At 69.5% G+C, this 12,511-nt stretch carries 12 protein-coding genes; 1 reads left to right on the top strand and 11 read right to left on the bottom strand.

Annotated features, from left to right (window positions below; genetic code table 11):
* From ACYUED_RS37440 to folP, 9 genes are read right to left on the bottom strand one after another with little or no spacing between them, the layout of a single operon-like run.
* A complete protein-coding gene (locus tag ACYUED_RS37440; protein WP_046915468.1) occupies window positions 1-483 on the bottom strand; it encodes a nuclear transport factor 2 family protein in 483 nt (160 codons plus the stop codon).
* Window positions 480-1,376, bottom strand: coding sequence for an LLM class F420-dependent oxidoreductase (locus tag ACYUED_RS37445; RefSeq protein ID WP_046915469.1), 897 nt, complete (start codon window positions 1,374-1,376; stop codon window positions 480-482). Before ACYUED_RS37445 ends, ACYUED_RS37440 begins: the two co-directional genes overlap by 4 nt.
* Window positions 1,377-1,414: 38 nt before the next feature.
* Window positions 1,415-1,651 carry an SDR family oxidoreductase gene (locus ACYUED_RS37450; protein ID WP_306790946.1) on the bottom strand — a complete coding sequence of 79 codons (237 nt, stop codon included), beginning with the start codon at window positions 1,649-1,651 and terminating at the stop codon, window positions 1,415-1,417.
* 46 nt (window positions 1,652-1,697) lie between these two features.
* Complete coding sequence (locus tag ACYUED_RS37455) at window positions 1,698-2,177, bottom strand: SDR family NAD(P)-dependent oxidoreductase (protein WP_306790945.1); 480 nt, start codon at window positions 2,175-2,177, stop codon at window positions 1,698-1,700.
* Window positions 2,178-2,188: 11 nt separating this feature from the next.
* Window positions 2,189-3,145 carry an alpha/beta fold hydrolase gene (locus ACYUED_RS37460; protein WP_063778527.1) on the bottom strand — a complete coding sequence of 319 codons (957 nt, stop codon included), beginning with the start codon at window positions 3,143-3,145 and terminating at the stop codon, window positions 2,189-2,191.
* Complete coding sequence (locus ACYUED_RS37465) at window positions 3,142-4,350, bottom strand: FAD-dependent oxidoreductase (protein ID WP_046915471.1); 1,209 nt, start codon at window positions 4,348-4,350, stop codon at window positions 3,142-3,144. Before ACYUED_RS37465 ends, ACYUED_RS37460 begins: the two co-directional genes overlap by 4 nt.
* Before the next feature lie 21 nt (window positions 4,351-4,371).
* Window positions 4,372-5,307 (bottom strand): formyltetrahydrofolate deformylase, encoded by a 936-nt coding sequence (purU, locus tag ACYUED_RS37470; RefSeq protein ID WP_078907531.1) that lies wholly within the window; start codon window positions 5,305-5,307, stop codon window positions 4,372-4,374.
* 56 nt (window positions 5,308-5,363) lie between these two features.
* On the bottom strand, window positions 5,364-6,881 hold the full coding sequence (locus ACYUED_RS37475) for an FAD-binding oxidoreductase (protein WP_046915472.1): 1,518 nt from the start codon (window positions 6,879-6,881) through the stop codon (window positions 5,364-5,366).
* Window positions 6,878-7,765, bottom strand: coding sequence for a dihydropteroate synthase (gene folP, locus ACYUED_RS37480; protein WP_046915473.1), 888 nt, complete (start codon window positions 7,763-7,765; stop codon window positions 6,878-6,880). Before folP ends, ACYUED_RS37475 begins: the two co-directional genes overlap by 4 nt.
* A gap of 110 nt (window positions 7,766-7,875) precedes the next feature.
* On the opposite strand from folP, the gene ACYUED_RS37485 reads away from it, so the two are divergent.
* Complete coding sequence (locus tag ACYUED_RS37485; RefSeq protein ID WP_046915474.1) at window positions 7,876-10,215, top strand: ATP-binding protein; 2,340 nt, start codon at window positions 7,876-7,878, stop codon at window positions 10,213-10,215.
* Window positions 10,216-10,420: 205 nt separating this feature from the next.
* Here the strand turns inward: ACYUED_RS37485 and ACYUED_RS37490 are convergent, their stop codons facing one another.
* Window positions 10,421-11,704 carry an aminomethyltransferase family protein gene (locus ACYUED_RS37490; protein ID WP_208921468.1) on the bottom strand — a complete coding sequence of 428 codons (1,284 nt, stop codon included), beginning with the start codon at window positions 11,702-11,704 and terminating at the stop codon, window positions 10,421-10,423.
* 108 nt (window positions 11,705-11,812) lie between these two features.
* Window positions 11,813-12,487 carry a GntR family transcriptional regulator gene (locus tag ACYUED_RS37495; RefSeq protein WP_046915475.1) on the bottom strand — a complete coding sequence of 225 codons (675 nt, stop codon included), beginning with the start codon at window positions 12,485-12,487 and terminating at the stop codon, window positions 11,813-11,815.
* Between the last annotated feature and the right edge of the window lie 24 nt (window positions 12,488-12,511).

Raw genomic sequence — 12,511 nt, forward strand, 5'->3', positions numbered from 1 at the left:
TCAGTCCATCATCTCTGCGGCGGCGCGGAAGACGCGCAGCTCGTCGCCGAACCAGCCGCTGACCCACTCAGTGGTCCACCGCCGCTTTTGGAAACGCCAGCCCTTCCCGGTCTTCACCAGGACGTCGGTGTGCCAGCCCTGGACCTGGAAGGCCCGGACCTCGCCCTGGTCGTTGCGACGTGCCCACGGGTTGATCGTCTTGGCCTTGACGTGCGCGATCGTCCGCTCGTCGTCCTCGAAGTCGATGACCTGGTTGACCGAGATGTGGAAGACGTGGTCGAAGCCTTCGCCGGTCAGGAACCCACCGTCCCTGCCCTGCTCCCAGGTGAAGGGGGCGGGCAGACCGGCGTCGGTGTAGTCGATCACGCAGTCCGGCAGGAACACCTCGTCGAGCAGGTCGGCCCGCTTGGCGTCCGCGGCGTGCACGTAGCGGCCGTAGAGCTCGATGATCTCGAGACGGTCGGCCAGTTCCTCGAGTTTCATGACGCCACCGCCTCGGGCTGCTCGGCGCCGACCTCCGCCATGACCGTCTCTGCGTAGCGGACCAGCCCGTCGCGCACCTCTTCCTGGGAGGAGCCGTTCGGAACCACGAACACGCGCGAGACGCCGAGTTCCTCGTATCCGCGTACGACGTCGGCGGTGAGGTTCTGGGTGGCGCCGGCGCTGATCTCGATCTCGTCGTAGTCGCGTCCGAGCTTGTCGCACTCGGCCCGCATCGTCTCCAGCAGGGGCGCCATGGCCTCCGGTCCGGGGACGGCGGGGAAGAACCCGTTGCCGTAGCGGGCGGCGCGCTTGGCGGCCAGTTCGGTGTGGCCGCCCACGTGGATCGGGACCCCGCCCTTCTGCACCGGCTTCGGGGAGGAGTAGATCGGCGGCCAGTCGAAGAACCGGCCGTGGAACTCGCTGGGTGACTCGCTCCACAGCGAGCGCATCGCCGCCACGGACTCCCGCGCCCGTGCCGCGCGGTTGTCGAAGTCACGGTCGAGGGCCTGGTACTCCTCACGCAGCCACCCGACCCCGACGCCGAGCATCAGGCGTCCCTGGGAGAGCGTGTCGAGTGTGCCGCAGATCTTGGCGAGTTGGATCGGGTGGTGCTGCGGAAGGATGCAGACCCCGGTGGCCAGCCGCAGCCGCGTGGTGACCGCTGCCGCGTACGCGAGCGGGGTGAAGGGGTCGGGGAGAGGAGCCTCCGACGGTGCCTCGATCCGGCCCGTCGGGCTGTAGGGGTAGACGGAGGTGTAGTTCTCCGGGATGGCTGGATGTTCCACGGACCAGATCGACTCGTAGCCGAGTTCCTCCGCGGTCCGTGCGAGGCTTGCCAGCCCGCCCGGCTCCATCGACGCTCCGATGGTCGCGAATCCGATGGCGAATTTCATTCGTCCTCCTGCCGTGCTGGGTTCCGAAGGGGGATCGGTCAGAAGGCGACGACGACGCCGTCCACCGCGAGGGCCGCGCCCGCCAAGTACGAGGCGGCGTTGCTGCACAGCCACACCACCGACTCGGCGACCTCCTCGGGCTGCGCGAACCGGCGGATCGGCGTCAGGGACAGGAGCTGGTCCTTGATCTCCTGGGGCAGGTCTTCGGTGAACGGTGTGGCGATCGGGCCCGGGAGGACCGCGTTGACACGGATGCCGTCGGCGGCGTAGTCCACCGCCGCGGCCTTGGTCAGGCCGACGACACCGTGCTTGCTGGCAACGTTAGGTCGACAGGCCGCCCGGACGCGCCACCAGCCCGGACGCGGAGGCCGTGTTGACGATCGCGCCGCCCTTGGCGCTCATGGCCTTGATCTCGGCGCGCATGCACAGCCAGACGCCGGTCAGGTTGATGCCGATGACACGGTTCCAGTCGGCTTCGGTGACGTCGGCGAGGCGGGTCACCTCGCCTTCCACACCGGCGTTGTTGTGCGCGAAGTCCAGTCGGCCGAAGCGGTCGACCACGGCGCCCACGGCGCTCTCGACGGACTCCGCGTCGGACACGTCGACGATGAACACCTCGGCGGAACCGCCGATCGCCTTGATCTCCTTGAGTGTCTGCGCGGCCAGGTCGCCGTTGATGTCGAGGACGGCGACCCGTGCCCCGCGGCGGGCGAAGGCGTGGGCGGTGGCGCGGCCGATGCCGCCGCCTCCCCCGGTGACCAGGGCGACCCGTCCGGCCATGTCCTGCTGTGCGGTCTGCATGGGAGCGCCTTTCATGAGGAGAGACCGACGGAGTCCAGCCACCGCAGGACGACGTCGAGGATGTCGTGGTTGTTGAGTTCGAGGACCATGCCGTGGCCGTTGCCGCGCACGTCGTGGTCGGCGAGCCGGATGTGGTCGGCGCGCGCTCCCACCTGGCGCAGGTAGTCCGCGACGGCCCCCGCGCCCCCTCCCAGCGGCGAGGCCTCGGCCTCGACGACGGCCACCGGCAGCCCCCGCAGCCCCGGAACGGTCCATGTCGACCCCTCGCGCAACTCCTGCGGAGCGCTCACGGCCGGTTCGTAGGGGAGGGGAGCGGAGGTGAGTCCCCAGTCCAGGGACAGGCCCATCTGCGGCGCGTTCAGGAAGGGCGGTCCCGGCGGTTCGAGGGCCACCACGGCCTTGACCAGGTCCGGGCGGGCGGCGGCGGCCAGCCAGCCGGCCGGTGCCCCCAGGGAGTGGGTGATCAGCACGGCGGGGCCGATGCTCTCCAGCAGTTCGATCAACCGGTCGCCGTCCCGCTGCTGGGCGGCTGCCTGGTCCAGCGGGACGCTCGCAGAACTCGCCGCGAGATTGACGACCGCGGGGTCGTCGGGCCCGCCCGGCCCCGGCCACTGGGTGTGCCGGGGGTCGGCGCCGGCGGCGAAGATCCCCGCCGTCATCTCCAGCGTCGGCGCGGGTCCGCGTTTCTCGCCTTCCGGGGCGGTGCCTGCCGCGCGCCCGTATCCGGGCCGGTCGACGACGTACACCGACCGGCCCCGCTCGACCAGCAGCGGGGCCCATCCGGGGCGACTGTCCGGGGTGCCGAGCCAGTCGGTGCCCTGACCGCCACCGCCGTGGACGAGCACGACCGGGGTGGAGCTGCCGGGCCCCTCCGGCTTCTCCCACTCGACGTACATCGCGCCGCTGAGTCCTCTGCCCATGGGGGTGTCGGTGCGGCTGCCTCCCACCCAGCGAAAGCCCCGGCTCATGACGCCTCCACCGGAACGAGCTGCGGGGAGCGCAGCTGTGCCATGCCGAGCTGGGCGGCGCGGACCTTCTCCGGATCACCCGCGACGGAGCGCGGCCCGGCCAGGTCCGAGTCGAGTTTCGCCGGATCCGTCGAGTGGTAGACGAGCCGCTTGAACTGGCTGGCCATGGGCGAGGCGATGTCCAGGAACTTCTGCCGCCGGTCCTCGGCGTAGCGGTCGAGCACGTCGGCAGGAGCTTCCCCGCGGACGACGGCAGCCAGCGCCGGGTACAACACGTACAGGTCGAGCAGGCCGCAGGTCAGGCCCAGGCCGCCGGTCGGGTTGGTGGCGTGCGCGGCGTCCCCGGCCAGCAGCACCCGGCCGACCCGGTACCGCTCGGCGGACCGCTGGTGCAGCCGGTAGGGCGAGTGATGCACCAGCTCGAAATCCTTGGAGCCGGGCAGGAAGGCATCGAACCAGGCGGTCATCCGCTCCAGGACCTGCTCGGCAGGCAGGTCGGCGTCCTCGGCGTACGTCACCCGCCACAGGCCCTCGTCGTCGATCTTCGCGACAACCGCGCCGTACCGCGGATCGACGACCATGTTGGCGTCGTTGAACCCGTACGCGTCGAACGGGTAGCGGACGTTGGTCGCCACGAACCGCTCCGGCCACGTGATGCCGTCGAAGCCAAGGCCCAGGGACTTGCGGACGGTGCTGCTCGCGCCGTCGGTGCCGACCACCCAGGAGGCGGTGTACTCGATGGGCCCGTCCGGGCCGTCGGCGGTGACGCGGACCCCGTCGTCGTTCTGGGCGAGTCCGGTGACGGCGGTGTTCCAGTGGACCGAGACACCGGGCTGTTTCTCAAGGTGGCGCAGGGTGATCTCGCCGAGCCGGTCCTGGCCCAGGTGGATGTTGTTGTACGGGCGCCCGGTGGTCTCCTCCAGCGAGACCTTGCCCCACTCGATGACCTCGCCGGTGCGCAGCACTCGCAGGGTCAGCCCGTCGAGGGAGCGCACGCCTTCGCGCTCCATGTCGGGAAGGACCCCGAGTTCGGCCAGTCCGTCGAGGACGAACCACAGATAGGTCATGGCCCGCGGCGAGTCGCCGATGGCGGAGTCGCGTTCGAGCACGGTCACGTTCAGTCCCGCCTGGGCGAGCCCGAGTGCGGTGAGTAGGCCCACCGGACCCGCGCCGACGACCAGAACGTCGGTGGACGGCTTTGTCACTGTCGTATCTCCCAGCGGGCTTCAGAAGACGATGGTCTGGTTCTCGTGCCGGACGATGCGGTCATCGCAGTGCCAGCGCACCGCGCGCGACAGCACCGCCCGCTCCACGTCGGCACCCAGGCGCACGAGGTCGGCGGTGGTGTGCTGATGGCTGACCCGTACGACGTCCTGGTCGATGATCGGGCCCTCGTCGAGGTCCTCGGTCACGTAGTGCGCGGTTGCCCCGACGAGCTTCACGCCCCGCTCCTTAGCCCGCCTGTAGGGGGCCGCGCCGATGAAGGCGGGCAGGAAGGAGTGGTGGATGTTGATCAGGGGCGCTCCGACCTCCGAGAGGAAGGTCGGGGTGATGATCTGCATGTAGCGGGCGAGGACGACCAGGTCGACGTTGCCCTTGAGGAGTTCGAGCTGGCGCTGCTCGGCCTCAGCGCGGTTGTCGCGGGTGGCCGGGGTGTGGATGAACGGCACACCGAACGGGCGGATCTCGTCGGCGAGGTCGGGATGGTTGCTGATCACCATCGCCACGGTCATGTCGAGCTCGCCGCGCCGGTTGCGCCACAGCAGGTCCAGGACGCAGTGGTCGGTCTTCGACACCATGATCGCGACCCGCTTCAGCTTCGACGCCTCCGTCAGCCGGAAGTCCATCCCGAAATCGGCCGCCACCGTCTCGCCGAACTCCCGCTCGAACTCGGCGCAGGCGGCGCTCAACCCGGGCAGGCGAAAGGCGGTGCGCTGCAGGAACATGCCGCCGACCGGCTCCGTGGAGTACTGGTCCAGCGACACGATGTTCGCGCCCGCCTCCGTGAGGAAGGTGCTGACGGCGGACACCACCCCGGGCCGGTCCGGGCAGCGGATGAGCAGTCGCCCCAGGTCCTGGGTCGGCGAAGCGGACTGCGGGAAGCCGGCGTCCGGCGCCGGCCGGGTGACCTTGGCGTCGGTTTCGGTTACGTCGACGGACATGACGGTCCTCCTTGACTGTCGATGAGGGTGGTTCGGGCGCGGTCGCGCGCGGTGATTCAGGCGCGGTCGCGCAGCCGACTCGGCCAGATCCCGGACTTGCCGGGCGCGAGGATCCCGTTCGGGTCCATGGCGTCCTTGATCGTCTCGGCCAGCCTGCGCTGGGCGTGGTCGCCGAACGCGAACTGCTCCGCCACAAGATCCATGTGCTGGAGGTTGGTGCGGTACGGCGCGTAGCCGATCGCGGCCAGCTCCTTGACCAGGTCGGTGTACCCCTCGTAGACGCCGCGGGTCTGCTCCTCGTCGCGGGGGTCGAAGAAGGTGGTGCTGATGTGCAGCGCGCTGCGGGGGGTGAGGTACAGGCCGTTGACGTAGGTGTGGCCGTGCCGGGCGTAGAGGGAGCGGATGAGCTTCTCCGCGCGGACCACCGCGTCGCCCTGGCACGGGCCGACCGGCGAGAAGTCGAGGTGGCCCGTCACCTCGCCGTAGGGCAGCATCTTCGGGTCGAGCAGGTCCATGTCCGGGATGCCGCGCTGGACTCCCTCGTCGTGGTTCGCGGGCCCGGCAAGGTCCGTGGCGTCGAAGGTGCGGCGGACGACCTCCACCCCCGGTATCGCACGCAGCGTCTCCTCGATCACCGCGAACTGGGCGTCGACCATCGCCGTCCGGCCGTACAGGGCGAAGCGCGCCGACCAGCCGTCGCTGTCGGGGTCGAGGAAGAAGTTGCCGCTCTCGTCGATCTCCACACCGCGGTTGAGCATCGGCAGGTTCTCGATCGTGCGGTCGAGCATGAGCCCGCGCAGCGCGTCGACGACCTTGCCGAGGGTCTCGTAGCCGTGGAAGCGGGCCCAGCAGGCCGCGTAGGTCTCGGGGCGGCGCATGAGCGACCAGCCCGCGCTGGTGACGATGCCGAGGTTGGACTGCTGGAACAACCCGCCGAAGGAGGGGCCGTAGCTGTGCGGGTAGGTGTACCGGGCCGGGTTGCCCTCCATCGCGCCCATGCCGGTGCGCAGCAGGGACCCGTCGGGCAGGACCACCTCGAGGCCGCAGAGGTTGCGCGCGTGGTCGCCGAACGGCGTGTAACCGATGCCGTACTCTAGGGAGTTGCCGATGACACTACCCCATCCCAGGTCCGGGATGGAGGTCCACAGGTCGCCGCCGTCCTTCTGCAGACCGTCGAACAGGTCCTGCCAGCGCACGCCCGGCTGGACGACCGCGTAGGCGAGATCGTGGTTGATCTCTAGGATCTTGTTCATCTGCCGCAGGTTCACCAGCACGCTGCCGCGCAGCCGCGGGGCCGGGCCGCCGTAGGTGTTGTTACGGCCCTGGCTGAACGTCGACAGCGGCACCCCGTGCTCATTGGCGATCCGGACGACGGCCTGCACCTGCTCGGTACTGGTGGGCAGCAGCGCGGCCGAGGCGTCGAACTCGTCGGACTCCCGGTAGGTGTAGGGGTCGCGGAACTCGCGCAGAGCCGAGGGTTCACTGATCACGGCGGCGTCGCCGAGTTCGGCGGTGAAGGCGGCGAGCGCCTTGTCGAGCGCGGCCGGGGTCGTCCCGCGGGGAACCGTCGTCATGCCAGTGCCTTTCTCAGGGATGAACTATGGATATGTGCGGATGTGAAATGTGTGAACTGTCGCGCCACCCGGACCGCGTCCGCGGTGGAGGCGACGTCATGCACCCGGACGCACCAGACGCCGGACGCCGCGGCCAGGGCGGACACTGCGGCCGTGGCCCGGTCGCGCTCAAGAGGCGGCGGCGGTGGGCCGCCCTTCGCGAGCAGTGCGCCCAGGAAGGACTTCCGTGACGCTCCGACCAGCAGTGGACGTCCCAGCGCCCGCACCTCGTGCAGGCGGCGGAGGATCTCCCAGTTGTGCTCGGCGGTCTTGGCGAAGCCGAGGCCCGGGTCGAGCACGACGCGGTCGGGGTGGACCCCCGCGTCGGCGAGGACGGCGAGGCGTCCGCCGAGTTCGGCCATCACCTCCGCCACGGCGTCGTCGTAGTGCGCTTGCTTCTGCATATGTGCACTGTTTCCACGCCAGTGCGTCGCGACATACGGCACCTCCGCCTCGGCGACGACGGGTGCCATGTCGGGGTCCGCGAGCCCACCGCTCACGTCGTTGACGAGCGAGGCGCCCGCCTCGACCGCTGCGGCCGCGACCCGCGCGCGCATGGCGTCGACGCTGACCACGGCGCCGGACGCGGCGAGGCCGCGCACGACCGGCAGGACGCGCTCCAGCTCCACCGACTCCGGGACGCGCCGCGCGGACGGCCGGGTCGACTCACCGCCCACGTCGACGATGTCCGCGCCCGCGGCGACGAGCGCGAGTCCTCTCTCGACTGCTCGCGTCGGGTCGAGACAGTCGCCGCCGTCGGAAAAGGAATCCGGCGTGGTGTTGACGATGCCCATCACCAGACATCGATCGGTGATCGGCAAACCCTTCGGGCCACGGAAATTCATGGCGTCCGCCGGCCTTTTCTGTGAACCGGGTAACCGAGGTTGCCGCGGAGAGACGGATTCTTTTGTCTGCGGCTCTTCATCTGTCCGAAACAATTCGTTAGGGTGCGGCTGTGGCACGACTGCAACGAGGCAATCTGCCCGCCGAGGTGACGAGTTTCGTCGGCCGCCGGGCGGAGCTGCCCACTCTGAAAAAAACGCTGGAACGCTTTCGCGCGGTCACGGTGACCGGCACCGGGGGTGTCGGAAAGACGCGGCTGGCCCGTCGGGTCGCCGCAGAGGTGTCCGGCTCCTTCGCCGACGGGGCATGGCTCATCGAGCTCGACGATCTCGCCGACGGTGCCCTCCTGCCGTCCACCGTGCTGCTCGGCCTCGGGCTGCGTGACGACGGCGGCGCCCCCCTGGAGGCCCGGCTGGCCGACCACTTCCGTGCCAAGCAGGCGTTGCTGCTGCTCGACGGGTGCGACGGCGTGGTCGACGCGTGCGCGAGGCTCGTCGCCAGCTTGTTGCGTGCCGCGCCCGGCCTCAAGGTGCTCAGCACCAGCCGCCGGCCGTTCCACGTCGAGGGTGAGGCCGTGGTGGCCGTCGGCCCGCTGCCGGTCCCGCCCGCGGACGAGCCGGAAGCCGAGGCCGTCGCACTCATGGGATACGACGCGGTGGCGCTCTTCGTGGAACGCGCTGCCGCCGTGCGGGCCGACGTCGTCGACTCGGACGCCCGGCTGGCTACAATCGCACGCATCTGCCGACGCCTTGACGGATTGCCCATGGCGATCGAGTTCGCCGCAGATCGCCTCGACGTCCTGGCGCTCGACGAACTCGACGGCCGTCTCCACGACGCCTACCGCGTGCTGGTCTCCGCCAAGCGGGGCGCTCCGCAGCGGCAGCGGACGCTGCAGGCGCTGGTCGAGTCGAGCTATGCGCTGTGCTCGTCCGAGGAACAGCTGCTGTGGGAACGACTCACGGTCTTCACCGGCCGGTTCGGCCTCCCCGCGGTCGAGCACGTGTGCACCGACGAGGTCATCTCCGACGAGCGGGTGCTCGACCTCGTGGCCGGCCTGATCGACAAGTCGGTGCTCGTCCGTGAGGAGCGGACCGGCGGGTCGTGGTATCGACTCCCCCGTCTGTTGCGCGAGTACGCGCTGCAACGGGTGACCGGGGCGGGAGAGCCGGGAGAGTGGGACCGGCTGCGCGGACGCCATGTGCAGTGGTGCCTCTGGCTCGCGAGCCAGGCCTCCGACGGTCTGCTGACCGAGCGCTCTCAGGACTGGATCGGCCAGGTCCGCGGCAACCACGCCAATATCCGCGCGGCGCTCGACTACTGCTTCGAGGACAAGCAGCGGGCGCAGGACGGGTTCCGGCTGGCCGCGGCCCTCTGGTACCACTGGGTGATGACCGGCCTGGTCGCCGAGGGGCGCGCATGGCTGGAACGAGGTCTGGGCATCGCACCGTCCGAGCCGACGCCCGGCCGCGCGCTGGCCCTCACGGTCGCCGCGTATCTCGCCGTCATGAGTGGCGACAGCGCCGACGATCTGCTGGCAGCGTCGAACGCGACGGCGGCCGAGCTCGCGGACCCCTCCGTCACAGGAAATCTGCGGTTCGTCGAAGGGCTCCTGGCTATCCACCAGCGCGACCTCGCCACCGCCTGCGCAAAGCTCGACCTCGCGCTCGACGCGTTCCGGGTGTCCGGAAGCAGGATGAGCACCGGCAAGACGCTGTGCCTGCTCGGCATGGCCTGGACGCTGAACGGCGACTGGGAGCGTGGCCGAGGGTACTGCGAGGAGTTCCTCGCCATGCCCGCAGCCTCGAGCGAGAACTGGGGTTTCGGCTACATCCAGTGGACGACGGCACTGGCCGAGTGGCAGCACGGCAGCTTCCTCAGCGCGCGTCTCGCCCAGAAGCACAGTGCCCAGCTGGCCTGCCGGTTCGACGACCGTTTCGGCATGGGCTCCTGTGTGCAGAGTGCCGCGCTGTACTTCGCCTCGACGGGACGCCACAAGGAAGCCGCGCTCCTCATGGGTGCCGCCGAGACCCACCGCTTCCCCGCGTTCACGGTCCTCGACGAACTGCGGCGCGGCTGCGTCGACGACGTCCGCGACGCGCTGGGCGGGGCCGCTTTCGTCGAACTGATCGAGGAGGGAAGGGCGCTGACGCTGGTTCAGGCGGCCGAGGTCGTCGCCGGCGGACGCCGTATGCCCGCAGGCGCCCCTGTCTCCGCCCCGGACGTTCCGGAGGCGCTGTCGAAGCGGGAGTGGGAAGTGGCGCAACTGGTGGCTGGCGGCCAGGGCAACAAGCACATCGCGGCCGCGCTGGTCATCTCGACCCGGACCGCCGAAGGCCACGTCCAGCGCATCCTGGGCAAGCTGGGTTTCACCTCGCGTGCCCAGATCGCCGCCTGGGTGACCGAACAGCGCGCGCTCGCACGAGCGGAAGCGCGGGTCGGCCACGGCGGCTGAGCCGGTGAGTCCAGGCATGAGCACCTCTTTCCGAAGTGGTCGCAGCCTGCCGCGCGGGGTCCGGTGGGTAAACGCGGGGAACTACCTGATCCGGCTACCTGTTTCCGCCGCGTTTCCGCGGCGCGGACGGGTACGGCGGACGGACGCAACGACGAAGGCCCACCCGGGGCAGGGTGGGCCTTGGCGGCGCAATGGCTGTCTGGGCTCAGGCGGAATGCAGATCGATCCGGCTCCGGTCCTGCTTGTAGGGAGCCGGTGCGACGGTGGCGCGGATGGGCTTCTGAGGCCCCTCCGGATTGCCCCAGTGCACGGTGAGCGAGGTGCCGATGTCCGCGTGCGCCACCTCGATCGTGGCCAGCGAGAGCATCTTGCGGAAGTAGTAGCTGTAACCGCGTGAGGTGGCCACGCCGACGAGGTCGCCGTCTGCTGTCACTTTGTCCGCCCACATGAACCCGCGCTGGTCCCGGGGCATGTCCATGAACGGGTAGTTGGCGCCGGGCCGGAACAGTGACGCATAGACGTCCTCGATGTCCTCCGCGTCCCATTCGAGCGTGCGTATGACCCGTCTCGGCTGCGCCTTCTCCGGTTCGAGCGCGGCCCGCCCCAGGAAGTCGTGGTCGAACTTGATGTTCCTGCCCCAGCCGAGCTCTACAGGACTGCGGTAGTACTCCGAAATGTCTCTGCCGTCGAAACTCCCCGCGATATATGCCGGCTGCGCGTAAGCGGGCATCGAACTCCGGAAGATTTCCAGGTACTCGGCCATGTCCTCGTCGAAGATCGCCGGAATGTAATCCGTGGCGATCGTGGGAAAACAGGCCTCCAGGTGATTGATCATCGTGACGCGGGCGCCCAGCCGCCGAATACCGAATTCCTGCCCCGCCTCCATTACCGCGGCATGCACCTTGTCGCCGAATTCGCGGGGCCCCTGGAGCTCGAAACCGATTTCCCCGGCCATGCCCTGGCGCAGGGCCCAAATGTCGTGTCCCGCGATCCTGAGCGGGGTGACATGCATGTACTTGGTGTCCCGGAGTTGGTTCTCCCCGGCCAGCCGGTCGAGCACCCGTACCGCGTTGGGACCCGACACTTGGAAGATGAACCAGTCCTCCTGGGTGATCTTCGCGTCGTACCCACCCTTGGACAGCTGGTAATTCACCCAGAAGCCACCGCGGCCGTGCATGACGTAGTCGTCGTCGCCGAACTTGGTGACGATCCCCTCGTGGATGACCTTGCCGTCGCGGTTCGTGTGGATGGCGTGCTTCGACTGCCCCTGATGGAACACGGAGAAACTGTTCACCGAGGTGTCCGCCAGCAGCCTGATCGCGTCCGGTCCGCTGATCCGGTGCTGCCACAGGAACGACCAGTCGCCGATGTAGCAGGTCTCCTTCCACGACATCGACTCGTCGAGCCAGTCGGTGTACTCGGGGGCGCCGAAGCGGCTCCATGCGTAGGTCGTCGGCGGAGTGCGCATTCCCGCCACTGTGAAAGTCATGTGGTGCACCCTTCTTCACGATTCATGCGTTCGGCTATGTATAGAACAGCTAGCAGCTGTCAGACAATGGGTGGGTGCAAGGGGCCACGACAGGGCCCCGCTCCGGACTCAGTGCGAAGGCGGGCCCTCGGCGGCCGCGAGCATGACGCGCGCGGCCTCCTCGACATGAGTCATGGCGGCGGCCTGGGCCGCCTCTCCGTCGCGTGCGTCGACGGCGTCCGCGATCGCGGTCACCTCGTCCGCGCTGCGCTCCGCCCGGCCTTCCTGGGCGAGAGTCAGCGCCCTCAGCCGGGTCACGCGATGCTGGAGCGTCTGCAGGGTCTGGTGCAGGACGGGATTGCCGCAACCCCGGAACAACACGTCGTACGCCCTGGACTTGGCCTTCAGGAGAGCGGCGGCGTCCGCACCCTTCGCGGTCTCCTCGGCCAGCTCGGTGACGGCCGCCCGGAAGGCGGCCCGGTCCTGGTCGCTCGCGTGCTCGGCGAAGAGCCGGGCGGCCAGTCCCTCGAGGGATGACCGCACCTGATAGACGTGCCGGGCGGTCGCGGTGGAGATGACCGTGACGCTGGTACCGCGGCCGTTGTGCGACTCGACCAGCCCTTCGGCCTGCAACTGCCGTAGAGCCTCGCGCACCGAGGCGCGGCTGGCCGAGGTCATCTCGCACAGCTCGCGTTCGACGAGCAGCTGCCCGGGTGTCAGCCGCTGATCGACGATGGCGTCCCGCAGGATGTTCGCGACCTGCTCGCGGATGGGGGCATGTCGTTGCACCTGCATGTCGGTCATGCGCCGAGGATACGTGAGGTCCGC

The sequence above is a fragment of the Streptomyces sp. DF42 genome (assembly GCF_058267695.1).